Source organism: Pelomonas baiyunensis (genome assembly GCF_043555935.1).
Taxonomy (GTDB): domain Bacteria; phylum Pseudomonadota; class Gammaproteobacteria; order Burkholderiales; family Burkholderiaceae_C; genus Pelomonas; species Pelomonas baiyunensis.
In genome coordinates, this window is sequence record NZ_JBIGIB010000008.1 from 20,199 (window position 1) to 45,046 (window position 24,848).

Here is a 24,848-nt window from a genome sequence, read left to right on the forward strand (position 1 = left end):
GGCGCCGCTTTGCTGTGGGCGGAGGGCCGCCGGTCAGTGGATGAGCCGATCCTCCGGAGCGACGAAGAGTTCGTCGAGGATGAGCGCGTCCGGCTCTTCACCCAGGCTCCAGAACACCATCAGCACGATGATCTTCAGGTCTTCCAGGTCCATGGGGGCGCCGGGAATGGCCATGGCGCGGTCGATCACCATCTCGCGCATCGGCCCGGGCAGCACGCCGGCGGATTCCAGGAAGCTGATGAAGCTGATGGACGCCTCGCCCAAGTGCTCCACCTCGGTGGCGGCGTAGACGCGCATCGCATGGCTGCTTTGCTCGCCCTGGTAGGAGGAGCCGGCAGCCGCCAGCCCGTCCAACCAGTTCAGGGCTTCCTGAATCTCATCATTCTCGAACCCCACCGCCGTCAGTTTTCGCGTCAGTTGCGCGTGATCGGGGCAGGCGTCCGGGCGCCAGTAGGTCTCGTAGAGATAAACCAGGACATCGAACATCGTGAGGGGATGATAGCCGAGCCCCTTCGGCGTTCCGCACGCGAATAACCCCTCGGATAAGGCACTCATCTCCGGGGTTAAGCTCGTCAGCCCTGCCTTCGGCGCTGGAAGAGCTGCCCCGCCAGCCGGGCGATTTCCCCGTCCAGTTCCAACTCCAGCAGCGTCGCCGACAGATCGGCCGCCGACCAGCCGGTGCGGGCCATCAAGGCGTCCAGGCTGACGGGGTCGAAACCCATGGCTTCCAGCACGGCGTGAGGCGCTTGCGCACCGGTCGCGTCAGCCTCGCCGTTGGCGTCAACCGACGGAGCGTGTGCCACCGCGGCAGTGGCCAACGCCGGCAACTCCTCCAGCACATGCTCGGCGGATTCAACCAGCTTGGCTCCCTGTCGGATCAAGGCATGGCAGCCGCGCGCCTGCGGGGAGTGGATGGAGCCCGGAATGGCGAACACCTCGCGGCCCGCTTCCACGGCCAGGCGTGCCGTGATGAGCGACCCGGACTGCACGGCCGCCTCCACGACGAGGCAGCCTTGGGCCAGCCCCGCGATGATACGGTTGCGCTTGGGGAAATTGGCCGGCAGCACCGGCATGCCCAGCGCGTATTCACTGACCAGCAGGCTGCCTTGGCTCAACAGGCGCGCGGCCAGTTTTTCATTGCGGCGGGGGTAGACCTGATCCAGCCCGGTGCCCACCACGGCGATGGTGTGGCCCTGTGCGTCCAGGGCGCCTTCATGGGCGGCGGCGTCCACGCCCAGTGCGAGCCCGGACACGATGGCGTAGCCCGCCTGGGCGAGGCTGCGGGCAAACGCATGGGCGTTGTCGCCGCCTTGGGCGGTGGGACTGCGGCTGCCGACGATGGCGATGGACGGCGCTGACAGCAGCTCGCGCGGTCCTTGCAGCCACAGCAGCAGCGGCGGGTCGGCCGTCGCGAGCAGACGGGGCGGGTAGTCGGGGTCGCCCAGCACCATGAGGCTGCACCCCGGCTGGGCCAGCCAGCGGTGGGTCTGCTCCAGCAACTCGGGCAGGTGTTCCGGTGGCCGCAGGAAGCCGGCGCGCTGCTTGGGCGGCAGGGCTTGGTGGACGGCCTCGGCCGGCAGTTCGAACACCGCCTGCGGGCTGCCGGCCATGGCCAACAGCCGGCGTGCCGCTGCGTTGCCGACCGACTCCGTCAACCGCAGCCAGGCGGCGATTTCGTCCGGCGTCAGCACGGGGCGCAGCCTCAGGGCTGGGTGAAGCGGTCGCCAGCCTTCACGGGTTCCTTCACCGAGATGATGAGGGCGTAGGACACGCGCTCGTACACCTCGAAGACGAAGAGCACGCCGTGGCGTTCGTTGGGCAGCTTGATGGCTTCGGGGCGGCCGCCGGTGCGGTCAACCACCCGCTCGCCGTCGCGCCACAGCGCCAGCACATGGCCGCGCTCGACGCCGTCGCGCTTGCCGCGGTTCAGGGCCACGATCTGGTTCTGACCGGCGTTGAGCGCCTCGCCATAAATGGCCGCGATCTGCCCGCTCAGCGGCGCATCGGGGGCGTGCGGCACGTAGCGTTCGAGGTTGCGGGCCGGAGCCGGCGCCAGTCGGTCGCCGATGCCGACCTCTTGCTTCACCGCGGTGACGCGCAGGGTGGCCGGCACGATCTCCGGCTTGCCGTCCGGCGTGACGCGGTTTTCGGCAGCCCGCGTGATCTCGGCCGTGCCGACGTAGGGGGCTTCGTAGCCGAGCACCTCGCGAGTGGTGGGGTCGACCAGCGGGCGCGTCGTGCGGAACACGCGGAATTCGCTGGCCGTGCCGAAGTCGCCGCGGGCGTAGGCCAAGTCGCCCTTGCCCAGAATGACATGACCCTCCTGGGCCGCCACGATGCGGGGCGCCGTGGCGAGTTGGTCGATGTCGAACACGACCGCGTCCGTCAGGAAGGGCTGGATCAGGTGCAGCGGGATGGCGGTGATCGCGTTGGCGTTCAGGCCCGCAATGCGCATTTGCGGCCGCAGCTTCACGGTGTCGCCCGTGCTGGCGCCGCCCACGCCCTGCGCCACCTGCAGGCGGGCGCGGCCGTCCACCTTCACCAGCATCAGCACTTGGCCGGGGTAAATCAGGTGGGGGTTGCGGATCTGGTCGCGGTTCATGCCCCACAGCTCGGGCCAGCGCCACGGGCTCTTGAGGAAGAGCTTGGAGATGTCCCACAGCGTGTCGCCCGGTTGCACGGTGTGCTGCTCGGGCGCGTTGGGTGCCAGTTCGCTCAAGGGCACGCCAGCGCTGGCGACCTGCTCCGCCACGCGGCGCTGTTCGGGCGTCACGGTCAGTGGGCTCGTCTGGGCCCAGGTGGCCGCCGAAGCCAGGCTCAGGCAGGCGGCGAGGACACAAAGGTGGGCGGGGCGTGCTGCGGGCATCAGGCGCGGTCTCCGAAGGGATCGCCGGATCGGCGAAAATCTTGCTGATTCTGCCCGCATTCAACACGGCCGGATCGCGCTTGCGAGTGCTTACATAACTGCAGGCGTGGTCGGCGGCCCACATCCCATGGCCCAACTCCCCATCCTCCGTTTCCCCGACCCCCGCCTGCACACCGTGGCCCAGCCCGTGGCTGCCGTGGATGAGCGCATCCGCCAACTGGTGGATGACATGCTGGAAACCATGTACGCCGCCGACGGCGTGGGCCTGGCGGCCACGCAGGTGGACGTGCATGAGCGCGTGGTCGTGATCGACACCTCGCAGGAGCGCGACACGCCGCGCGTGCTGATCAACCCGGAGCTCATCAAGGTGAGCGACCGCATGGTCGACGGCGAGGAGGGCTGCCTGTCGGTGCCGCAGGTGTACGACAAGGTGCCGCGCCATGCCGAGGTGACGGTGCGCGCCACCAACCGCGACGGCCAGGTGTACGAGTTCGACGCCGACGGCCTGCTGGCCGTGTGCGTGCAGCACGAGATGGACCACCTGATGGGCAAGGTGTTTGTGGAGTACCTGAGCCCTCTCAAGCGCGACCGCATCAAGACCAAGATGGTCAAGAAGACGCGCGAAGAAGAGGCCGAGGCCAAGAAGCGCAGCTCCCGGTTCTGAGGCCGCGCCCGATGCGAGTGATCTTTGCCGGCACGCCGGAATTCGCTGCAGTGGCGCTGGATGCGCTGTTGGCGGCCGGTTTCACCGTGCCGTTGGTGCTGACGCAGCCCGACCGCCCGGCCGGGCGCGGCATGAAGCTGCAGGCCTCGGCCGTGAAACAGCGGGCCGTGGCGGCCGGCATTCCGGTGGCGCAGCCCCAGGGCTTGAAGCTGGACGGCAAATACGCTGCGGACGCGGCTGCTGCGCGCGAGACGCTGCTGGCGGCGGACGCCGACGTCATGGTGGTGGCCGCCTACGGGCTCATCCTGCCGCAGTGGGTGCTGGACCTGCCCCGGCGGGGCTGCCTGAACATCCACGCCTCCCTGCTGCCGCGCTGGCGCGGGGCTGCCCCCATCCACCGTGCCATCGAGGCGGGCGATGCGCAGACTGGCATCACCATCATGCAGATGGACGCGGGCCTGGACACCGGCGACATGCTGCTCGTGGGCCGCGAAGCCATCCGCGCGGGCGACACCACGGCGGTGCTGCACGACCGGCTGGCAGCTTTGGGCGGTGACTTGATCGTGCAGGCCCTGCAGGCGCCCGCGCTGACGCGCACGCCGCAGCCGGCCGAGGGCGTCACCTACGCCCACAAGATCGAGAAGGCCGAAAGCACCATCGACTGGCGCCAGCCGGCCGCCGAGATCGAGCGCCGCCTGCGGGCGTTCGACCCCTTCCCGGGCGGCGTGGCCACGTTGGGCGGGGAGACGGTGAAGGTCTGGCGTGCGGAGCTGGCGGCCGGCCAGGGGCAGCCGGGCGAGGTCATCGCCGCGGGGCCGGTGGTCGCGTGCGGGGAGGGGGCGCTTCGCCTGACCGAGTTGCAGCGGGCCGGCGGCAAGCGTGGCCCGGCCGCGGCCTTCCTGCAGGCCCGGCCCATCGCCGAGGGCGAGCGCTTCGACGCTTGAATCCAGCGGCCGTGGCACCATCTGCCACAGCACCTTCCACTTCTTCGGGGTTCGCTGCGATGTTCAACCTGTTGAAGACTGCTGTGCTGATGGCCGCGATCACGGCCCTCTTCATGGCCGTGGGCGCCTTGATCGGCGGCCGGGCCGGCATGCTGATTGCGCTGCTGGTGGCCGTGGGCATGAACTTCTTCAGCTACTGGTTCTCGGCGGACATGGTGCTGAAGATGTACAACGCCCGCGAGGTCGATGCCTCGTCGGCGCCGCAGTTCTACGGCATGGTGGCCGAGCTGGCCCAGCGCGCCGGCCTGCCCATGCCGCGCGTGTACCTGATCGACGAAGACGCACCCAACGCGTTTGCCACCGGGCGCAACCCCGAGCACGCCGCCGTGGCCGCGACCACCGGCATCCTGCGGGTGTTGTCTGAGCGCGAGTTGCGCGGCGTGATGGCGCACGAACTGGCCCACGTGGCGCACCGCGACATCCTGATCAGCACCGTCAGCGCCACGATGGCGGGCGCCATCTCCATGCTGGCCAATTTCGCGACCTTCTTTGGCGGGCGGGATGAAAACGGCCGCCCGACGAACCCGATCGCCGGCATCGCCGTGGCGCTGCTGGCGCCGCTGGCGGCCAGCCTGATCCAGATGGCCATCAGCCGCGCGCGCGAATTCGAGGCCGACCGCGGCGGCGCCGAGATCTCCGGGGACCCGGCGGCGCTGGCGTCGGCGCTGGACAAGATCCACCGCGTGGCGCAAGGCATTGCGCTGGCGCCGGCCGAGGCGCACCCCGAAACCGCCCAGATGATGATCATGAATCCGCTGTCGGGCGGCGGGCTGCGGGGGCTGTTCTCCACCCACCCGTCGACCGAGGAGCGCATCGCCCGCCTGATGGCGATGGTGCGCCGCTGACTCAAGTTCCCCGTCCATCAGCCGATAGCCCTGCCATGAAGCGCCTTCTGATCGTGTTGCCTGTGCTTGCGGCCCTGTCGGCCTGTGAGCAGTTGGGCATTGACGACCCCGCCAAGGTGGCGGCGGCCAAGGAGGCGGAGGGCAAGGCCATCGGCAGCGCTTGCCGGCATGCGATGCGCGCGATCGAGGATTGCTACACGCTCAACCCCAAGGCCCTGAAGGCCGCCGTCTACGCCGGTTGGCGTGAGATGGACGAGTACATGCGTGAGAACAAGCTCGAAGGCGTGGCGCCGGTGGTGCCGCGTCCGCCCACCAAGGCCGAGCTGGCGGCATCCGCCGCGGCGGCTGCGGCGGCTGAAGCGGCGGCGGCTGAGAAAGCCGAGAAGTCCGGCGACAAGCCGGCTGAAAAAGCGGCCGCCAAATCCGCGCACTGAGCGGGGCTGGGCGGCGCACGAAGCGTCGCACCGGGCTGAGCACTGGGCTGAGCGCCGAGCGCGCATGGCGGCGTTTCAGACCGCCAATCTGGCGGACTGTCGCGTGCCTGCAGCGCCGAACCCTTTCCGGCGAGAGGATGCAGCCATTGCAACCCGACGGAGACCTTCATGAACTTCACACGACGCTCTTGGGCCCTGGTGGCCGGCATGGGCTTGGCGGCAGCGGTGGCCAGTGGCCCGTCCGGGGCCTGGAGCTGGTCCAGCGGCGAGCGGGTGGAGGGCAACGGCGACATCACGGCCGAGGCCCGTGACCTGCGCGGCTTCGACGCAGTGTCCATGGCCGGCGGCTTCCAAGTGGTGGTGCGGCAAGGGGCTGCCACCAAGGTGGAAGTGAAGGCCGACCGCAACCTGCTGCCGTACCTGGAGACGCGTGTCGTCGAGGGCTCGAACGGCCGCACCCTGCAGATCGAACCCCGCAAGGGCGTGCAGTTCCGCACCGGCACGACGCCGGTCATCACGCTGGAGATGCCCAGCCTGCGGGCGGTGGCGGTCGCCGGGTCGGGCTCCATCCGTGTGGAGTCGATGAAGACCGGTCGGGTGGACGCCGCCATCGCCGGCTCGGGCGACATCCGCTTCACGCAACTGGAGGCCGAGCGCCTGGCGATGAAGATCAGCGGCAGTGGCGACATCGTGGCCAGCGGCCGCGCCACCACCGCAGCCGTCACCATCGCCGGCAGCGGCGATGTGAAAGCCGCCGAGCTGCGCGCGGACGAGGTGAAGGTGAACATCGCCGGCAGTGGCGACGCACAAGTGCACGCCACGCAGCGGCTGAGCGTGTCGATTGCCGGCAGCGGCGACGTGCGCTACGCCGGCGACCCGGAGATCAACAGCTCCATCACCGGTGGCGGCAAGGTGCGCCGCATCGGTTCGTAAGGCCACTGCCGCCCGCCGACAATGGCGGGATGCAGTGGATCGAGAAACTGCGCAGCCTGGCGGCGGACCCCGATGTCCGCCAAGGCGCGCGCGACATGGCCTCCCCCTCGCTCGGGTTGGCTGCCTGGGGGTTGGTGACGGGTGTGGCCATGGTGAAGAGCGGCCTGCCGCTGCACCTGGCCTTCGGCATGTCGCTGCTGGTGTTTGCGGGCAGCGCCCAGCTCACCGCCTTGCCCTTGATTGCGCACAACGCGCCGCTGTGGGTGCTGCTGGCCACGGCGTTCTGCGTGAACCTGCGCTTCATCATCTTCAGCGCGCAGTGGCGGCAGTACATCGGCCACCTGCCGCGCTGGCGACGGTTGCTGCACGGCTACGTGGCGGCCGACCTGAACTTCGTCTACTTCGTGAAGCGCTACCCCGACCCGGCGCCGCAGCCCGGGCAGGAGCGCTATTTCTGGGGCGGCGTGGCCGTGAACTGGACGACCTGGCAGGTGTGTTCGTTCACCGGCATCCTGCTGGCCGATCGCATTCCCACCGAGTGGGGTCTGGACTTCGCCGGCGTGCTGGCGCTGCTGGGCTTGTCGTACGCGCTGCTGACCGAGCGGCTGCTGTGGTGGGTGGCCGTGACGGCGGCGGCGGTGTCCATCGCCACCTACAACCTGCCGCTCAAGCTCAACATCCTGTGCGCCATCCTGGCCGCAGGGGCGGTGGGCTGGTGGTTGGATTCGCGCCGCACCCGGGGGCAGGCATGAGCGAAGTCTGGACCTGGATCGCCCTGGTCGGGCTGGCCGGCATCACCGTGCTGACGCGGGGCTTCTTCATGATCGCCGAGCGGCCGCTGCCGATTCCGGGCTGGCTGCGCGAGGTGCTGAAGGTGGCGCCACTGGCCGCCTTGGTGGCGGTGGTGGCGCCGCAGGTGTTCATGACGCAAGGGCATGTCATCACCACCTGGCAAGACCCGCGCTGGCCCGGCGCGGTGGCGGCCTCGTGCTACTTCTTCTGGCGCCGGGGCATCCTGGGCACCATCCTGGTGGGCATGGCGGTGATGCTGACGCTCAAGCTCGGTCTGCACTGGTAACCCGGCCGGAACGGGGCGGGGCGAGAATGCCGGCAGTTTTCTCAACTGCACCGCCCGACCATGAACGTCATTCGCTTTTCTGACCTGATCGCCGCCGGCAAGGTGGCGGGCCAACGCGTCTTCATCCGTGCCGACTTGAACGTGCCGCAGGACGACGACGGCCGCATCACCGAAGACACCCGCATCCGTGCCTCGCTGCCGGCCATCCGGGCCGCGCTGGACGCGGGCGCAGCGGTCATGGTCACCTCGCACCTCGGTCGCCCGACCGAAGGTGAGTTCAAGCCCGAAGACTCGCTGGCCCCGGTGGCCGCGCGCATGGCCGAGCTGCTGGGCCGCCCGGTGCCGTTGAAGGCGAACTGGGTGGACGGCGTGGACGTGGCCCCGGGCGAGCTGGTGCTGCTGGAGAACTGCCGCGTCAACAAGGGCGAGAAGAAGTGCAGCGACGAGCTGTCGCAAAAGCTCGCCGCGCTGTGCGACATCTTTGTGCACGACGCCTTCGGCACCGCCCACCGCGCGGAAGCCACCACCTACGGCATCGCCAAGTTCGCCAAGATCGCTTGCGCCGGCCCGCTGCTGGCGGCCGAGATCGACGCCATCTCCAAGGCGCTGGCCAACCCGAAGCGCCCGCTGGTAGCCATCGTGGCTGGCTCCAAGGTGTCGACCAAGCTGACCATCCTGCAAAGCCTGTCCAAGAACGTCGACGGCCTGATCGTGGGCGGCGGCATCGCCAACACCTTCATGCTGGCCGCCGGCCTGAAGATCGGCAAGAGCCTGGCCGAGCCGGATCTGGTGGATCAGGCCAAGGCCGTGATCGACGCCATGGCCGCCCGCGGCGCGGCGGTGCCCATCCCGGTGGATGTGGTCACCGCCAAGACCTTTGCCGCTGACGCGCCGGCCACGGTCAAGGCCGCCACCGACGTGGCCGACGACGACCTGATCCTGGACATCGGCCCGCAGACGGCCGCCCAGCTGGCCGCGCAGCTCAAGGCTGCCGGCACCATCGTGTGGAACGGCCCGGTGGGCGTGTTCGAGTTCGACGCCTTTGCCCATGGCACCGAGACGCTGGCGCGCGCGATTGCCGACAGCAGCGCCTTCAGCATCGCCGGCGGTGGCGACACGCTGGCCGCGATCGCCAAGTACGGCATCGAGAAGGACGTGGGCTACATCTCCACCGGCGGCGGCGCCTTCCTCGAAGTGCTGGAAGGCAAGACGCTGCCGGCGTTTGAGATCCTGACCCAGCGCGCGGCCGGTTGAGCCGCCACCTCGGCGCCGGCCCCGGCCGCGCCGAGGAATTCACGCGCCGTCGGGTCTGTCCCCGGTGGCCCGGCCCACCCCGCCGCGCACAATCCCCGCCATGGTTCTTCGCTGGCTGCTGGCCCTGCTCATTGTTGCGACCGGGGTGGGGCTGTATGCCAACGAGCACTGGACGACCCGGGTGCTGGCCCTGGACGGCATCGAGCCCGCCCAGCGTCTGCAGGCGGCGGACGATCACGGCAGCGGCGGCTCCAGCGAGGCGCGCTTGCTGCCGCGCCCGGCGGGCGGCCCCATCACCCTCGACTGCGACATCCGCCCCGGCTTCGATTGGCCGTTTTGTGAATTGCAGGTCGAGTTCCCCGAAGGCGACCTGGACCTGCGCAGCTTCAGCCACTTGAAGCTGTGGCTGACGGTGGACGGCCCGACGCTGGACCACAGCCCGCCGCAGGTGCGGGTGTTCCTGCGCAGCTTTCACCCGCAGTTCTCCGGCAACGGCGCGGTGGTGGACCTCAAGCCCCACGAAGTCATCTTTGCGCCGAACGACCAGGCCCAGCCGGTGCAGTTGCGGCTGGCGCAGTTCATGGTGAGTTCCTGGTGGGCGCAAAGCCACCCGCTGCCCGTGCCCTTGATGGGCCCGCAGCTCGACCGGGTGCGGGTCATCAGCTTCAGCACCGGCGGCCAGGCGGCGCCCGGCCGCCACCAGATTCGCCTGGAGCGGGCCGAGTTCGTCGGCAACTGGATCGCACCCGAGACCTTCCGGCTGGGGCTGGTGGGGCTGTGGATGGTCAGTCTGCTGGCCTATCTGGTGTGGGACGGCTGGATGGCCCGGCGGCGGCTGCAGATGTCGGTGCAGCGGTCGCGCCGGCTGGCCAAGATGGCCCTGCGCGACCCGCTCACCCGCGTGGCCAACCGCGACGGGCTGCAGCGTGCGCTGGAGTTGCTGCAGCAGGTGCAGGGCGAGCTGGGTTTCCCGCTGTCCGTGGTGTTCCTGGACGCGGACCATTTCAAGCGCATCAACGACACCTACGGTCACGACGTGGGCGACCAGGTGCTGGTGACGCTGGCGCAGACGCTGAAGCGCAACCTGCCGCGAGACGATCTGCTGGCCCGCTGGGGCGGGGAGGAGTTCGTCATCGCCATGCCGCAAACGCCTCTGGCAGAAGCCGTGGCGGTGGCCGAGCGGCTGCGGCATGTGTTCGCCCGTACGTTGTGGCCGGCCGGCTTGAAGGTCACGGCCAGCTGGGGCGTGGCCCAGGCTTCGGGACCGGCGGAGGTGGAGGCCGCGCTTCGCGAAGCCGACCAGGCCATGTACCGGGCCAAAGCCGCCGGGCGCGACCGCGTGATATCGGGTTCTGCATAGATCGCCAGCAAACCGGCATCAGGCGGCGCTGAAACGCGGCGTAATCTCGCGGGTTCCCTTCTGGAGACCCGTCCCCATGGAAAAGAACAACGCCCCTTTGTCGCCTGCGGAAGCGGCCCTGCGCGACGCCGCGCTCGACTACCACCGCGCCCCGACGCGGGGCAAGATTTCCGTCACGCCCACCAAGGCCTTGAGCAACCAGCGTGACCTGTCGCTGGCCTACTCGCCCGGCGTGGCCTACGCGTGCCTTGCGATCGAAGAAGACCCGAGCCTGGCGGCCGACTACACCTCGCGCGCCAACCTCGTGGGCGTCATCACCAACGGCACGGCGGTGCTGGGGCTGGGCGACATCGGCCCGCTGGCGGGCAAGCCGGTGATGGAAGGCAAGGGCTGCTTGTTCAAGAAGTTCGCCGGCATCGATGTGTTCGACATCGAGCTCGCCGAGCGCGACCCGGACAAGCTCATCGACATCATTGCCGCGATGGAGCCGACGCTGGGCGGCATCAACCTCGAAGACATCAAGGCGCCCGAGTGCTTCTACATCGAGCGTGAGCTGTCCAAGCGGATGAGCATCCCCGTCTTCCACGACGACCAGCACGGCACGGCCATCATCTCGTCGGCCGCGCTGCTCAACGGGCTGGAGTTGGTGGGCAAGGACATCGGCGCCGTGAAGGTGGCGGTGTCGGGCGCCGGCGCGGCGGCCATTGCCTGCCTGGACGTGATGGTGGGCCTGGGCGTGAAGCGCGAGCATGTGTTCGTGTGCGACTCGCGCGGCGTGATCCAGAGCGAGCGTGAAGACGCCAAGGCGGGCAAGCTCGACGAGTCCAAGCAACGCTATTGCCAGACCACGCCAGCGCGCACGCTGGCGGACGTGGTGAACGGGGCCGACGTCTTCCTGGGCTGCTCGGCTGCGGGCGTGTTGACCGCCGAGATGGTCAAGACCATGGCGGCCCAGCCCATCATCCTGGCGCTGGCCAACCCCGAGCCCGAAATCCGGCCCGAGTTGGCCAAGGCGGCGCGGCCGGACTGCATCATCGCCACGGGCCGGTCTGACTACCCCAACCAGGTCAACAACGTCCTGTGCTTCCCGTACATCTTCCGCGGCGCGCTGGACTGCGGCGCCACCAAGATCACCGAGGGCATGAAGCTGGCCTGCGTGCGTGAAATTGCCGCGCTGGCCAAGGCCGAGACGAGTGACGAGGTGGCCGCCGCCTACGCCGGCCAGGAGCTGGCCTTCGGCCCCGAGTACCTGATCCCGAAGCCATTCGACGCGCGGCTGATCCTGCGCATCGCACCTGCCGTGGCCGCGGCGGCGGCGGCCGATGGCGTGGCCACGCGGCCCGTGGAAGACCTCGCCGCCTACCGCCAGTCGCTGGAGCGTTTCGTCTACCAGACCGGCATGTTCATGCGTCCGGTGTTCACGGCGGCCAAGGCCGAGCGCGCCCGCGTCATCTACGCCGAGGGTGAGGACGAGCGCGTGCTGCGCGCGGTGCAGGTGGCACTGGATGAGGGTCTGTGCCGCCCGACGCTGATCGGCCGCCCGGCGGTGCTGCAGTCGCGCATCCAGCGCGCCGGCCTGCGCCTGAAGCTGGGCGAGGATGTGGCCGTCATCGACCCCGAAGACGACCCGCGCTTCCGCCAGTACTGGGAGGCGTACCACGCGCGCATGAAGCGCAACGGCGTGACGCCGGAGATGGCCAAGTCGGCCGTGCGCCGCTCCAACACCGCCATCGGGGCGCTGGCCATCGAGCTGGGCGATGCCGACGCCATGATCTGCGGCCTGGTCGGCAAGTTCGATCGCCATCTGGAGCAGGTGCGTGACCTGGTGGGCCTGGCCCCCGGTGCGCGCCAGTTCGCGGCAATGAACGCGCTGATGTTGGAGCAGATGACGCTGTTCATCACCGACACCTTCGTGAACGACAGCCCCACCGCCGAAGAGCTGGCCGACATCGCCGCCATGGCGGCCGAGGAGGTGCGCCGCTTTGGCCTGCCGCCCAAGCTGGCCTTCGTCAGCCACTCGATGTTCGGTTCCAGCACGCGGCCCTCGGCCGTGAAGATGCGCCGCGCGCACGAGCTGTTCGCCGCCGCCCACCCCGAGGTGGAGTGCGACGGCGAGATGCACGGTGACGCGGCCCTGTCGGAGAGCGTGCGCCAGGCCTTCCTGCCCGACAGCAAGCTCACGGGGGCGGCCAACCTGCTGGTGCTGCCCACGCTGGACGCAGCCAACATCCTGTTCAACGTGCTGAAGATCAGCTCGGGTCAGGGCGTGACGGTCGGCCCTGTGCTGCTGGGCACGGCCAAGCCGGTGCACATCCTGACGCCGTCAGCCACGGTGCGCCGCATCGTCAACATGACGGCTCTGGCGGTGGCCGACGTGCGGGAAGCGCGGCTCGCGCAGGGCTGAACTGCGCCAGGGCGACGCCGCTCAAGATGACAGCGGCGCCCAACAGCTTGTGGGCGCTGAACTGCTCGCCGCCCCAGGCCCAGGCCGTGAAGCCGGCGATCAACGGCATCAGGTAGATGAGCGGCGCCGTGCGGGCCACGCCGTGCCGCTCGTTGGCCCAGCCCCAGGCCAGCCAGCCGATGAAGCCGCCGCCGGCCACCTGCCACAGCAGGCCGCCCCACACCCAACTGGGTTGGGCGGCCCAGTCGAGTGCGTGCAGGGCCGGCGCGCACCACAGCAGCATGGGCCCGGTGCACACCAGGCTGCCGTAGCCCAGCACGGTCACGCCGCCGTGGTGCTGGATGAGCGGCTTGGCGGCCACCGTGTAGTAGCTGAACAAGGCCGCGGCCACCAGCAGCGTCAGGTCGCCCAGCGAGGCCTGCCAGTGCGCGCCGAGCAGTTTGTCGGACGTGAACACCAGCGCGCCGAGGGCCGCGGTGGCCACGCCGGCCACCTGGCCGCGCGACAGCCGCTCCACGCCGCTGCACCGCAGGATCAGCAGCGTGAACACCGGCCCGCAGGCCAGCAGCACGCTGGCGCTGAACGCGGTGGAGCCTTGCATACCGTAGGCCGCCAGCAGCAGGTGCAGGCCCTGGCCCACCAGCGTCAGCCGCACCAGCGGCCACACCTCGCTGCGGTCCAGCCGCGGCCAGTGGCGGCCGAAGCGCCAGCACAGCAGGGCCACAGCGCAGAACGGCACCAGCAGGTAGCGCAGCCCCAGAAACCCCACCGGCCCGACTTGGCCGAACAGCGCCTTTTGCAGCGGGAAGTTGACGCCCCAGGTCAGCACCACGCCGAGTGCCGCAAGCAGCGGTGCGGTGGCTGCTGTGGGCGCGGGGGGGGACGGCGTGGCGGGTGGGGTGGCGGTGCGGTCCGACATGCGGGGCAGGGCGGGTTCTGAAGCCAGAATTGTCCCGGCCGATCGGCCCCCAGCCGAAAGCCACCGTGAACCTCGCCTGAAACCTGATGAATCCCGACCTCACCTGTCACCTCGCGCCGCTGGACCCGGAACACCCGCAGGCGCAAGCACTCATGGCCCTGTCCGAGGCCTACATGGGGGCGCTGTACCCGGCCGAGAGCAACCATTTCGAACCGCCGTCGGGCCTGCGTGAACCGCACGGTCTGTTCCTGGGCGCGTGGTGCGGCGATGCGCTGTTGGGCTGCGGCGGCGTGAAGTTCCACGCACCGCAATCGGTGCCGGCGTACGGTGAAATCAAGCGCCTGTTCGTGCTGGAGCAGGCCCGCGGCCGGGGGCTGGCCCAGCAGTTGATGGCGCAGCTGGAAGCGCAGTTGGTGGCGCGCGGCGTGGGCTGGGCACGGCTGGAAACCGGCATCCACCAGCCCGAAGCCATCGGTCTGTACCGGCGCCTGGGCTACGCCGAGTGCGGGCCCTTCGGTGGCTACCAACCGGACCCTTTGAGCCTCTTCATGGAGAAGCGCCTGGCCTGAAACGCCGAGAAACTTCGGCGGGCCCTGGCGGCTCATAATTCCTCGCCCTATCAGCAGAGACAAGCCATGACCCGCGCCACCAAGATCGTCGCCACCCTCGGCCCCGCTTCCAACACGCCGGAGGTGCTGGAACAGATGATCCGCGCCGGTGTCGACGTCGTTCGCTTGAACTTCTCGCACGGCAAGGCGCAAGACCACATCGACCGCGCCACCATGGTTCGCGAGGCGGCCGCCCGCGTGGGCAAGTCGGTGGCCATCATGGCCGACCTGCAAGGCCCCAAGATCCGCGTCGGCAAGTTCGAGAACAACAAGATCGAACTCATCCCCGGCGCTCGGTTCATCCTCGACGCCGACCGCACCGAGCTGGGCAACCAAGACATCGCGAGCCTCGACTACAAGGAACTGCCGCGCGATGTGAAGCCCGGCGACACCCTGCTGCTCAACGACGGCCTGCTGGTGCTGACCGTGGAAGCCGTGCGCGGCGCCCAGGTGCACACCATCGTCAAGCTGGGCGGCGAGCTGTCCAACAACAAGGGCATCAACAAGCAGGGCGGCGGCCTCACCGCCCCGGCGCTGACCGGCAAGGACATGGAAGACATCAAGACCGCGATGTCCTTCCAGTGCGAGTACCTGGCCGTGAGCTTCCCCAAGAACGCGACCGACATGGAGATGGCGCGTCAGCTGGCCAACGTGGCCGGCGAGCCCTACCGCCACAAGCCGGCCATGATCGCCAAGATCGAGCGCTACGAGGCCATCCCGCACCTGGAAGCCATCCTGAAGGCGTCCGACGGCATCATGGTGGCCCGTGGCGACCTGGCCGTGGAAGTGGGCAACGCTGCGGTGCCGGCACTGCAAAAGCGCATGATCAAGATGGCGCGTGAGCTGGACAAGGTGTCCATCACCGCCACGCAGATGATGGAGTCCATGATCGTGAACCCGGTGCCCACGCGCGCCGAGGTGTCCGACGTGGCCAACGCCGTGCTGGACGGCACTGACGCCGTGATGCTGTCGGCCGAAACCGCCGCGGGCAAGTACCCGGTCGAGACCATCGAGCAGATGGCCAACATCGCCGTGGAAGCCGAGCGCGCCGAGTTCGTGACGCTGGACACCGACTTCGCCGGCCGCCAGTTCGGCCGCATCGACCAGTCCATCGCCATGGGCGCCCTGTTCACGGCGCACCACCTGGGTTGCAAGGCCATCCTCGCGCTGACCGAGTCGGGCTCCACCGCGCTGTGGATGAGCCGTCACCGCATCAACGTGCCCATCTTCGGCCTGACCACGCAGCCCATCAGCCAGCGCAAGATGGCGCTGTACCGCAACGTCACGCCGCTGCTGATGGACAAGTTCGACGACCGCGACGCCGCCCTGGCTGCGGCCGAGAAGATCCTGGTGGCGCGCGGCGTGCTGATGCCCGGCGACACCTATGCCATCACGTGCGGCGAGCCCATGGGCTACCCGGGCGGCACCAACATGCTGAAGGTCTGCCGCGTCGCCTGACGTTGGGGGCTTGATGCCCGGCGCGAGCCGGGCGGGTGCGGGGCCTCAGCGCGTGACGATGTCGCGGTGAAAGTGCGCCATGCGCGCCAAGAAGCGGTTTTGGATGCTGAACGGTACCTGGGCTGCGTCCAACGCCGCCTGGAGGTTCTCCACCAGCGCGTTGAACGCCGCGCGGTCGATGCCCAGGTGGGCGTGCGCATCCTTCATGTTCACGCCCTCGTAGGTGCAGGGGCCGCCGGCGACCACGCAGAAGTAGTCGGCCAGCGCACGCTGGAGGGCGTCCTTGCGGATGCCCTCGAAGTAGCGGGCGATGCGCGCGTCGTTCAGCATGCGGTCGTAGAAGTCATCGGTGAAGCGGCGGATGCGCTCGACGCCCCCCAGGGCCTGGAAGAGCTGGTCATCGGCCGGCAGCGGCGCGGCACCGGGCACCACCACGCGCGGGCGCGTTCCGGATTGGGCACCCGTTGCGTCATCTGAGGCCGCGGCCGCTGGCGTCCAGCCGGCCACCGCAGCCCAGGCTGCCAGCCCCGCGCACAGGCTCACCCGGCGAACCGCCGGGAATGGATTCACCAGCATGTCAGGCACGCTCTGGAAAACACGGGGCGAGTCTAGCCACTGGCATGGGCGCCGCGTGGCGCTGCAGCCGGCGGGTTGTGGGAATCCGTGCGCCCGTCACGCCAGCACCCGGCATGCCGGGGCTGACTTGGGGCGCCATGGCCGTGGTGGCGGGCCCATCCCGCCGGTGGTGATGCTGGTGGAGCGCCGTGCCTTCATGCCGCAAGCCCGCGTCGAGGGCGATCGGGGGGAGGCCTTGGCCCGGCGTCTGGGCCGCGATCTGATCGCACGGCCGGTGCCGCGCAAGTGCCTGGCCGAAGCGCTGCGGCGCGGCGAGGGCGACTTGGCGTGCGATGACCAACCCGAGTGGCTGCGCGGCGCGGTCGCCTGGAGCCGGCCCTTCCTGCCGGATCAGGCCTGGCTGATGACTGCAGCTGATGCGCCGGCCCCGCCGCACCTGCTCAGCCTGGCCGGTCCGCCGGTGGGCACCGTGCGGGGCTGGGTGGGCCCGGAGGTGGGCGATGTGCTGCGCAGCGGCGTCCAGCGCGATGCCGCGCCGGACGCGATGGCCAACCTGCAAAAGCGCGCACGCGGCCGGGTGCAGCATGCGCTGACCGGCCGCCGGGTGTTGGAGTACACGCAGCCATCGGCCAATGCGTGCGGCCCCTGCACGCGCCGCGGGTGGTGTCGGAGGTGCTGGCGCAGTGCGCCTTGTCACGCAACCGCAGCCTGAGCCTGGTCGCGCTGAACGGCGCCATTCAGGCCTTGCTGGCCGACGGCGAATTGAACCGTCGGCGCGCCCGCTGCCGCTGAGCGGCTGCGGGGCGGCGGCCCGGACACGCGGCCCGGGCCCGGGCGTTCAGCCCTCGGCGATGCGGCGCGCCAGGTGGGCCAGGGCTTCTTCCACCTGGTCCACCAGCACCAGGCACAGGTCGCCCGGCTGCAGGCGCGACAACGCGCGGTCGATGGCGATGAACTCGCCGACGATCTCCTCGACGTGCGTCGTGCGCGACGCGCCTTCGAGACCCGCGCGCAGCAGGGCCACCACCTCGCCGGCCTGGCGGCCGCGCTGGCAGGCGTCTTCGTACAGGATGACGTCGTCGAACGCCGCGCCGAGGATCTCGGTCTGCACGCGGATGTCTTCGTCGCGCCGGTCGCCCGCGCCGCTGATGACCACCGAGCGCTTGTGGGCCGGCATGGCCGCCACGGCGCCCACCAGGGCCTTCATGGCGTCGCCGTTGTGGCCGTAGTCGGCAATCACGGTGGCGCCCTTGTATTCCATGACGTTGAAGCGGCCCGGGGCGTTGTCGGCGTCGTTGGCGAAGCTGCCCACGCCGCGGCGGATGGTGTCCCAGTCCAGCCCCACGCCCCAGGCGGCGGCCACGGCGGCCATGGCGTTCTCCACCTGGAAACCGATCACGCCACCGCGCGTGAGCGGGATGTCGCGCAGCGGAATGCTTTCGCGCCACACGCCTTGGGCGGCCACGATCTGGTCGCCGTCCACGTAGACGCAGCGCTTGCCCTGCGCGCGGTGCGTGGCCATCAGTGGGTGGTGGCGGTCGGCAGCGAAGTAGATGACCTGGCCCGGGCAGACCGAGGCCATCTGCGCGGTCAGCGGGTCGGCCGCGTTCAGCACGGCGTAGCCGGTCGGGGCCACGTTCTGCACGATGACGCGCTTGACCAGCACCAGGTCTTCCGCCGTGTGCAGGAAGTTCATGCCCAGGTGGTCGCCGGCGCCGATGTTGGTGCACACGGCCACCTGGCAGCGGTCAAAGCCCAGGCCTTCGCGCAAGATGCCGCCGCGGGCGGTTTCCAGCACGGCGGCTTCCACGTCGGGGTGCATCAGCACGTTGCGGGCGCTCTTGGGGCCGGAGCAGTCGCCGCTGTCGATCTGGCGGCCGTCCACGTAGACACCGTCGGTGTTGGTCATCCCCACCTTCAGCCCGCAGCTGGCGAACATGTGGGCGATCAGCCGGCTGACCGTGGTCTTGCCGTTGGTGCCCGTCACGGCCACCACCGGAATGCGGCCGTCTTCAGCCGCGGCGCCGGCCTTGTGGCCCGAGCCGAACAGGTGGCCGATGATGGCCTCGCCCACGTTGCGGCCCTTGCCGAAGCTGGGGCTCAGGTGCATGCGCAGGCCCGGTGCGGCGTTCACTTCCACGATGCCGCCGCTGATTTCTTCCAGCGGGCGCAGCACGCTTTCGGCCACCACGTCCACGCCGCACACGTGCAGCCCCACGACCTGGGCCGCCGCAATCGCACGGGCGGCCACTTCCGGGTGCACGTCGTCCGTCACGTCGGTGGCGGTGCCGCCGGTGGAGAGGTTGGCGTTGTTGCGCAGGATGACGCGCTGGCCCTTTTCAGGCACCGACTCGGGCGTCAGGTTCTGCTGCGTGAGGCGCGCCACGGCGATGTCGTCGAAGCGGATCTTGGTCAGCGAGGTGGCATGGCCGTCGCCGCGGCGGGGGTCGCTGTTGACCTTGTCGACCAGCTGCTTGACGGTCAGCACGCCGTCGCCAATGACGTGCGGCGGGTCGCGGCGGGCGGCGGCGATCAGCTTGTCGCCGATCACCAGCAGGCGGTAGTCGCCGCCGGGCAGGAATTTCTCGACCATCACCTGGCCGATTTCGTCGGCTGCCTTGTAGGCCAGCTCGATGCCCTCGCGCGTGGTGACGTTGACGGTCACGCCCTTGCCCTGGTTGCCGTCTTGCGGCTTCACCACGACCGGCAGGCCGATTTCCTGGGCCACGGCCCAGGCGTCGTCCACCGAGTCCACGGGGCGGCCGATGGGCACGGGCACGCCGGCCGCTTGCAGCAGGCGCTTGCACAGGTCTTTGTCTTGCGCGATGGACTCGCTCACCGCGCTGGTGGCGTCGACCTCGGCGGCCCAGATGCGGCGCTGCTTGGCGCCCCAGCCGAACTGCACCAGGCTGCCTTGCGTCAAGCGGCGGAAGGGAATGCCGCGGGCGATGGCCGCGTTGACGATGGAGCCGGTGGAGGGGCCCAGGCGGATGTCCTCGTCCAGCTCGCGCAACTCAGCCAGCACGGTGTCGGCGTCGAATTCACCGCCCGACAGGGCCGCGTTCACGAGCTTGACCGCGTGGTCGAAGGCGAGGCGGCCCACGTCTTCCTCGCTGTACTCGATGACCAGCTGGTAGGTGCCCGCTTCGGGCGTGACATGCGTTTGGCTGAACGTGACCGGGCAGCCGGCCTGGGCTTGCAGCGCGAGCGCGGCCTGCTCCAGCACCTGGGCCAGCGAGGTGTCGGCACGCAGTTCGCCGATGGTGGGGAAGAGCTGGCGCAGCCGGGCTTCGAAGCCGGGCAGGCGCTCCAGCGAGCGCTCGGTGTCGCTGCAATGCACGACGGCTTCAATCGCCGTGTGGCGGCTCCACATGTTCGGGCCGCGCAGGGCGCGGGTGCGAGAAACGTCCATAAGGGGTCCGGAATCTGTTGACGTTAGGCGAGGTGGAGTTCGGGCACGAAGGTGTCCAGGCCGGCGGCGATGAGCTCGGGCGAGATGCCCAGCGCCCAGCCGGTGGCCACGGCGGCCAGCAGGGTGGCGGCGTCCGTCGTGTCGGCGCCAAAGCGGCGCAGCAGGGCGTCGATGTTGGCGCCGGGTGTTTCGGCCGGGCCTTGGGCCAGCACGGCCGCGCCGCCGCGCAGGAACACCGCGCGGCCGCCGCGGTTGCGGTGCTGTTGCAGGGCGTCCAGGCTGCCGTCTTCGGCGTAGAACACCACTTCGCCGTCGCTCAGCTCGGCCATGTCCACCAGGCGCGGGTGGGCGGCGTGCAGCACGCTGGCGCCTTCGCTGAGCACCACGTCCACCTGGGTGCGCAGCACCTTGTAGAGCTGGTCCACGTCTTGCACGTCGAAGTCGGCCAGGGCGTCGATGCCGTCCAGGTCGGTCACCACGCCCACCTGGCAGCGGTCATAGGCCAGGCCGTCGCGCAGGATGCTGGCGGGGTTGTTCTCCACCACCACCGCGTTCACGCCGCGGTTCATCAGCAGGCGGTGGGCGGCGTCCCAGCGGGCGCTGTCTTTCTTCTCGACGCAGCGGGTGCCCAGGAACAGGCCGTCGCGGCAGGCCAGGCCCACGTGGCGGCCGTTGAGGTGCAGCAGCCAGGCCACGAGGCGGGCGATCTGGCGGCCCCCGCGCGAGCCGGCCACGCCGACGATGGGGATGCGGCCGGTTTCGTCTTCGGCAAACAGGTGGTCGATGATGGCCTGGCCCACCGGCTGCGGGGCGCCGCCAGCCGGCTTCAGGTGCATCAGCAGCCCGGGGCCGGCGTTCACTTCCACGATGGCGCCGCCGGTCTCGGCCAGGGGCTTGCCGATGTCTTCGGTCACCAGGTCCACGCCGGCGATGTCCAGCCCCACGGTGCGGGCGGCCAGCGACACCGCGTGCGCCACCTCGGGGTGCACGTCCGGGGTGCAGTCAATGGCCACATTGCCGTTGCGCTGGATCAGCACGGCCTTGCCGGCCGCGGGCACGCTGTCGGGCGTGACGCCCTGGCGTTGCAGGTCCAGCAGCACGACCGGGTCTTCGCCCAGCACGATCTTGTTGAGCGGGAAGTCTTCCGTCAGGCCGCGGCGGGGGTCGGTGTTGATCTGGCTGTCGATCAGCTGCGCGACGGTGTGGATGCCGTCGCCATGGATCCACGCGGCTTCGCCACGGGCTGCGGCCACCACCTGGCCGCCCACCACCAGCACACGGTGCTCGTTGCCGCGGATGTAGCGCTCCACCAGCACCGAGGAGCCTTCCTCATCGGCCAGCTTGAACGCGGCATGGCAATCGGCTTCGTTCTGGATGTCCAGCGTGACACCCCGGCCGTGGTTGCCGTCGCTGGGCTTGATGACCACCGGCAGGCCGATGTCTTGCGCGGCGTCCCAGGCGTCGGCCGCGGTCTTGACCTCCTGGCCCTCGGGCACGGGCACGCCCACGGCCTTGAGCAGGGTCTTGGTCAGGTCCTTGTCGCCGGCGATGCCTTCGGCGATGGCGCTGGTCATGTCGGTCTCGGCCGTCCAGATGCGGCGCTGGCGTGCGCCGTGGCCCAGCTGCACCAGGTTGCCGTCGTTCAGGCGGATGTGCGGGATGCGGCGGTCCGTCGCGGCGGCCACGATGGCGGCGGTGGAGGGGCCGAGGTAGCAGTCGTCGAGCTTGTCGCGCACGCGGGCCACGGCGGCGGGCACGTCGAACGGTTCGTCGTTGATCATGGCCATGATCAGCGCGTGACCCTCAGCCAGGGCGGCGCGGGCCACCTGCTCGTCTCGTGCGCGGAACACCATGCGGTACACGCCGCGCTGGCTGGTGGAGCGCGTCTGGCCGAAGCCGGTGGGCATGCCGGCCAGGTTCAGCAGCTCGATGACGATGTGCTCCAGCACATGGCCCATCCAGGTGCCGTCACGCAGGCGCTCGATGAAGCCGCCGCGTTCACCCACGCCGCAGTGGTGCTCGATGAGGGCGGGCAGGGCGGTGGTCAGGCGGTCGTTGAAGCCGGGGAGCTGGTGGCTGGGAAAGTCTTCCAGCTCGCCCAGGTCCAGCCACACCTCCAGCACCGGCCGGTAGGTCCACATGTTGGGCCCGCGCAGGTAGTTGATGCGCAGCAGGCGAATGTCGTTCTTCTTGCTCATGGAATCAGGATTGGGGTGCGGGAGAGCGCTTGGAATTGTGCGCTGAAGTCATCACGGAGAATCGCAGCAGCTCGTCGGATCACACAACAACATGCAAGACCTTGCCTCCCACACCTCGCCGCATCCCCTCACGGCCGCCCTTCAAGGACAGCTGCATGCGGGTGAGAACGTGGTGGCGACGCTGGAGGTTGACCTGGACCGCCAGGGCCGCTTCGCCACCGGGCTGATGGCGTTGACGTCGTCACGCCTGCTGGCGTACGAGCCGGCGGCGGGCCAGTGGGCGGCCTTCGTGCTGGCGCCGGGGCAAAGCCTGAAGCTCAGCGACCACGGCGGCCTGGCTTTCATGGAGCTGTTCGACGCCGCCGGGCGCCTGGCCCGCTGGCGCTTCACGCTGGCCTGCAACCCGCAGGCGGTGAAGTTTGCCGACCTGTTCGCCCGCGAGCAGCAGCGCCTGGCTGGCCAGCCGGTGCAGGAGGCCGAGGAGGAGCCGGAAGACTTCGACTTTGGTGAATCCAGCGCGCCGCCCAGCACCTGGGTCCTGCTGCGGCTGTGGCGCTTTGCGCGGCCGTACCAGTGGCAGTTGCTGCTGGGCTTCGCGTTGATGATGGGCGCGACTGGTGCCACGCTGGTGTCGCCCTATCTCACCATGCCCTTGATGGACAAGGTGCTCATCCCCTTCCGCAACGGTCAGGCCATCGACCCCGGCTTGGTGATGTGGCTGCTGGGCGGCTTGCTGGGGGCGGCGCTGGTGTCGTGGGCCATGGGCTGGGCCAAGACCTACCTGCTGTCGCTGGTGTCCGAGCGCATCGCGGCCGACCTGCGCACCGCCACCTTCGAGCACCTGCTGGGGCTGTCGCTGGAGTACTTCGGCAACAAGCGCACGGGCGATCTGATGTCGCGCATCGGGTCGGAGACCGACCGCATCTCGGTGTTCTTGAGCCTGCACGCGCTGGACTTCATCACCGACGTGCTGATGCTGGCCATGACGGCGGTCATCCTGTTCAGCATCCACCCGGGCCTGGCCCTGGCCACGCTGGTGCCACTGCCCTTCATCGCGTGGCTCATCCATTTGGTGCGCGACAAGTTGCGCACCGGCTTCGAGAAGATCGACCGCGTGTGGGGCGAGATCACCAACGTGCTGGCCGACACGATTCCGGGCATCCGCGTCGTCAAGGCCTTTGCGCAGGAAAAGCGCGAGGCCACGCGCTTTCGCGAAGCCAACGTGAAGAACCTGCAGGTGAACGACCGGCTGAACAAGACCTGGAGCCTGTTCACTCCCACGGTGGGCCTGCTGACCGAAATGGGCCTGCTGGTGGTGTGGGGCGTGGGCATCTGGCTGATTGCGCACCAGAGCATCACGGTCGGCACGCTGACCGCCTTCCTGGCCTACATCGGCCGGTTCTATGGCCGGCTCGATTCCATGAGCCGCATCGTGTCGGTCACGCAAAAGGCCGCGGCGGGCGCCAAGCGCATCTTCGACATCCTGGACCACGTCTCCAACGTGCCAGACCCGGTCAACCCGCAGCCGTTCGAGAACGTGAAGGGCGCCATCTCCATGCAGGGGCTGAACTTCCGCTACGGCTCGCGGTCGGTGGTGCGCAACCTGAACCTGGACATCCGCCCGGGCGAAATGGTGGGCCTGGTGGGCCACAGCGGCTCGGGCAAGAGCACGCTGGTGAACCTGATCTGCCGGTTCTATGACGTGACCGAGGGCTCTATCCGCGTCGACGGCGTGGACCTGCGCCGCATCCGCGTGGCCGACTACCGCCGCCACATCGGCCTGGTGCTGCAGGAGCCCTTCCTGTTCTTCGGCACCATCGCCGAGAACATCGCCTACGGCAAGCCCGACGCCACGCGCGATGAGATCGTGGCCGCCGCGCGCGCGGCCCACGCCCACGAGTTCATCCTGCGCCTGCCCCACGGCTACGACAGCCTGGTGGGCGAGCGCGGCCAGGGCCTGTCGGGCGGCGAGCGTCAGCGCATTTCCATCGCCCGCGCGCTGCTGATCGACCCGGCCATCCTGATCCTGGACGAAGCCACCTCGGCGGTGGACACCGAGACCGAGAAGGAAATCCAGCGCGCGCTGGACAACCTCGTGAAGGGACGCACGACGATCGCCATCGCCCACCGCCTGTCCACGCTGCGCAAGGCCGACCGGCTTGTGGTGATGGACCGCGGCGAGATCGTGGAGCTGGGCCCGCACGACGAGCTCATCGCCCTGCAGGGCCACTACTGGCGCCTGTGGGAAGCGCAAGCCCGGCGCGTGGATGCCGACGCCGATGAAGACGGCGGCCTGATGGTGGTGGCCCCCAACCCGAACGCGCACACGGTGAACGCATGACGACGACGCTTCCTTTCCGCGACCTGCAACTGGACGCCCATGGCCGGCTGGTCCTGACCGACCTGCAGGGCGCCGAGCACGTGGGCGTGTCGCCCGTGCGCGCGCACCCGATTTCGGCGCCGGACGAAGGCGTGTCTCTGGTGGGTGTGCACGGCCACGAGCTGGCCTGGATTCCGCGCCTGTCGGGCCTGCCGGACGCGCCGCGCCAGCTGCTGGAGGCCGAGTTGTCGGCCCGCGAGTTCCACCCCACGCTGCTGCGGCTCATCTCGGTCAACACGTTTGCCACGCCCAGCACCTGGCGCGTGGAGACCGACCGCGGCGAGGTGGACTTCGTGCTGAAGAGCGAGGAAGACATCCGCCGGCTGGACGAGGGGCGGCTGCTGATCACGTCCACCCACGGCGTGCAGCTGCAGGTGCCGGACCGCTGGGCGCTGGACAAGCAGTCCAAGCGGCTGCTCGAACGCTTCCTCTGACCCGCCCAAGCTGGGCCATGG

The 24,848-nt window shown here is 69.5% G+C and carries 22 protein-coding genes; 15 read left to right on the forward strand and 7 right to left on the reverse strand.

Features of this window, described 5'->3' with window-relative positions; all coding sequences use genetic code 11:
• Positions 1-33: 33 nt before the first annotated feature.
• From ACG01O_RS21500 to ACG01O_RS21510, 3 genes are all read right to left on the reverse strand, one after another.
• Positions 34-486 carry a Smg family protein gene (locus tag ACG01O_RS21500; RefSeq protein WP_394387582.1) on the reverse strand — a complete coding sequence of 151 codons (453 nt, stop codon included), beginning with the start codon at positions 484-486 and terminating at the stop codon, positions 34-36.
• Between the two features lie 86 nt (positions 487-572).
• Positions 573-1,688, reverse strand: coding sequence for a DNA-processing protein DprA (gene dprA / locus ACG01O_RS21505; protein ID WP_394387698.1), 1,116 nt, complete (start codon positions 1,686-1,688; stop codon positions 573-575).
• A 14-nt stretch (positions 1,689-1,702) separates the two neighbouring features.
• Positions 1,703-2,866: a LysM peptidoglycan-binding domain-containing protein gene (locus ACG01O_RS21510; protein ID WP_394387584.1), complete on the reverse strand. Its 1,164-nt coding sequence runs from the start codon at positions 2,864-2,866 to the stop codon at positions 1,703-1,705.
• A 127-nt stretch (positions 2,867-2,993) separates the two neighbouring features.
• Here ACG01O_RS21510 and def point away from each other — a divergent pair, with 127 nt between their 5' ends.
• From def to ACG01O_RS21560, 10 genes are all read left to right on the forward strand, one after another.
• On the forward strand, positions 2,994-3,530 hold the full coding sequence (def, locus tag ACG01O_RS21515) for a peptide deformylase (protein ID WP_394387586.1): 537 nt from the start codon (positions 2,994-2,996) through the stop codon (positions 3,528-3,530).
• Between the two features lie 11 nt (positions 3,531-3,541).
• Entirely contained in the window at positions 3,542-4,474 is a 933-nt protein-coding gene (fmt, locus tag ACG01O_RS21520; protein WP_394387587.1) for a methionyl-tRNA formyltransferase, read from the forward strand.
• A 59-nt stretch (positions 4,475-4,533) separates the two neighbouring features.
• Complete coding sequence (htpX, locus tag ACG01O_RS21525) at positions 4,534-5,379, forward strand: zinc metalloprotease HtpX (protein ID WP_394387589.1); 846 nt, start codon at positions 4,534-4,536, stop codon at positions 5,377-5,379.
• Between the two features lie 35 nt (positions 5,380-5,414).
• Positions 5,415-5,813 (forward strand): hypothetical protein, encoded by a 399-nt coding sequence (locus ACG01O_RS21530; RefSeq protein ID WP_394387590.1) that lies wholly within the window; start codon positions 5,415-5,417, stop codon positions 5,811-5,813.
• A 168-nt stretch (positions 5,814-5,981) separates the two neighbouring features.
• Complete coding sequence (locus ACG01O_RS21535; protein ID WP_394387592.1) at positions 5,982-6,746, forward strand: head GIN domain-containing protein; 765 nt, start codon at positions 5,982-5,984, stop codon at positions 6,744-6,746.
• Positions 6,747-6,775: 29 nt separating this feature from the next.
• Positions 6,776-7,498, forward strand: a complete 723-nt coding sequence (locus tag ACG01O_RS21540; RefSeq protein WP_394387593.1) for an AzlC family ABC transporter permease — start codon at positions 6,776-6,778, stop codon at positions 7,496-7,498.
• A complete protein-coding gene (locus tag ACG01O_RS21545; protein WP_394387595.1) occupies positions 7,495-7,824 on the forward strand; it encodes an AzlD domain-containing protein in 330 nt (109 codons plus the stop codon). The genes ACG01O_RS21540 and ACG01O_RS21545 overlap by 4 nt, the downstream gene beginning before the upstream one ends.
• Positions 7,825-7,884: 60 nt before the next feature.
• Positions 7,885-9,078 carry a phosphoglycerate kinase gene (locus ACG01O_RS21550; RefSeq protein WP_394387597.1) on the forward strand — a complete coding sequence of 398 codons (1,194 nt, stop codon included), beginning with the start codon at positions 7,885-7,887 and terminating at the stop codon, positions 9,076-9,078.
• A gap of 100 nt (positions 9,079-9,178) precedes the next feature.
• Positions 9,179-10,438, forward strand: coding sequence for a GGDEF domain-containing protein (locus ACG01O_RS21555; RefSeq protein ID WP_394387598.1), 1,260 nt, complete (start codon positions 9,179-9,181; stop codon positions 10,436-10,438).
• 76 nt (positions 10,439-10,514) lie between these two features.
• Complete coding sequence (locus ACG01O_RS21560; RefSeq protein ID WP_394387599.1) at positions 10,515-12,842, forward strand: NADP-dependent malic enzyme; 2,328 nt, start codon at positions 10,515-10,517, stop codon at positions 12,840-12,842.
• Here the strand turns inward: ACG01O_RS21560 and ACG01O_RS21565 are convergent.
• Positions 12,784-13,761: a DMT family transporter gene (locus ACG01O_RS21565; RefSeq protein WP_394387600.1), complete on the reverse strand. Its 978-nt coding sequence runs from the start codon at positions 13,759-13,761 to the stop codon at positions 12,784-12,786. The two genes, ACG01O_RS21560 and ACG01O_RS21565, sit on opposite strands and share 59 nt — an antisense overlap.
• An 86-nt stretch (positions 13,762-13,847) precedes the next feature.
• On the opposite strand from ACG01O_RS21565, the gene ACG01O_RS21570 reads away from it, so the two are divergent.
• Together ACG01O_RS21570 and pyk are read left to right on the forward strand one after the other, a co-directional pair.
• Positions 13,848-14,330 (forward strand): GNAT family N-acetyltransferase, encoded by a 483-nt coding sequence (locus ACG01O_RS21570; RefSeq protein WP_394387602.1) that lies wholly within the window; start codon positions 13,848-13,850, stop codon positions 14,328-14,330.
• Positions 14,331-14,396: 66 nt separating this feature from the next.
• On the forward strand, positions 14,397-15,827 hold the full coding sequence (gene pyk, locus ACG01O_RS21575) for a pyruvate kinase (protein ID WP_394387604.1): 1,431 nt from the start codon (positions 14,397-14,399) through the stop codon (positions 15,825-15,827).
• Positions 15,828-15,872: 45 nt separating this feature from the next.
• Here pyk and ACG01O_RS21580 read toward each other — a convergent pair whose 3' ends face one another.
• Positions 15,873-16,403 carry a group I truncated hemoglobin gene (locus ACG01O_RS21580; protein ID WP_394387606.1) on the reverse strand — a complete coding sequence of 177 codons (531 nt, stop codon included), beginning with the start codon at positions 16,401-16,403 and terminating at the stop codon, positions 15,873-15,875.
• On the opposite strand from ACG01O_RS21580, the gene ACG01O_RS21585 reads away from it, so the two are divergent.
• Positions 16,402-17,115 carry a hypothetical protein gene (locus tag ACG01O_RS21585; protein WP_394387608.1) on the forward strand — a complete coding sequence of 238 codons (714 nt, stop codon included), beginning with the start codon at positions 16,402-16,404 and terminating at the stop codon, positions 17,113-17,115. The two genes, ACG01O_RS21580 and ACG01O_RS21585, sit on opposite strands and share 2 nt — an antisense overlap.
• Positions 17,116-17,241: 126 nt before the next feature.
• On the opposite strand, the gene cphA is transcribed toward ACG01O_RS21585, so the two are convergent.
• Complete coding sequence (gene cphA / locus ACG01O_RS21590) at positions 17,242-19,815, reverse strand: cyanophycin synthetase (RefSeq protein WP_394387609.1); 2,574 nt, start codon at positions 19,813-19,815, stop codon at positions 17,242-17,244.
• Between the two features lie 23 nt (positions 19,816-19,838).
• The gene (locus ACG01O_RS21595) at positions 19,839-22,013 is read right to left on the reverse strand and encodes a cyanophycin synthetase (RefSeq protein WP_394387611.1); all 2,175 of its coding nucleotides are present in this window, start codon (positions 22,011-22,013) and stop codon (positions 19,839-19,841) included.
• Positions 22,014-22,104: 91 nt separating this feature from the next.
• Between ACG01O_RS21595 and ACG01O_RS21600 the strand changes: the two genes are divergently transcribed.
• Positions 22,105-24,354 carry a cyanophycin metabolism-associated ABC transporter gene (locus ACG01O_RS21600; RefSeq protein WP_394387613.1) on the forward strand — a complete coding sequence of 750 codons (2,250 nt, stop codon included), beginning with the start codon at positions 22,105-22,107 and terminating at the stop codon, positions 24,352-24,354.
• Positions 24,351-24,827, forward strand: coding sequence for a cyanophycin metabolism-associated DUF1854 family protein (locus tag ACG01O_RS21605; RefSeq protein WP_394387615.1), 477 nt, complete (start codon positions 24,351-24,353; stop codon positions 24,825-24,827). The genes ACG01O_RS21600 and ACG01O_RS21605 overlap by 4 nt, the downstream gene beginning before the upstream one ends.
• Positions 24,828-24,848: the final 21 nt, after the last annotated feature.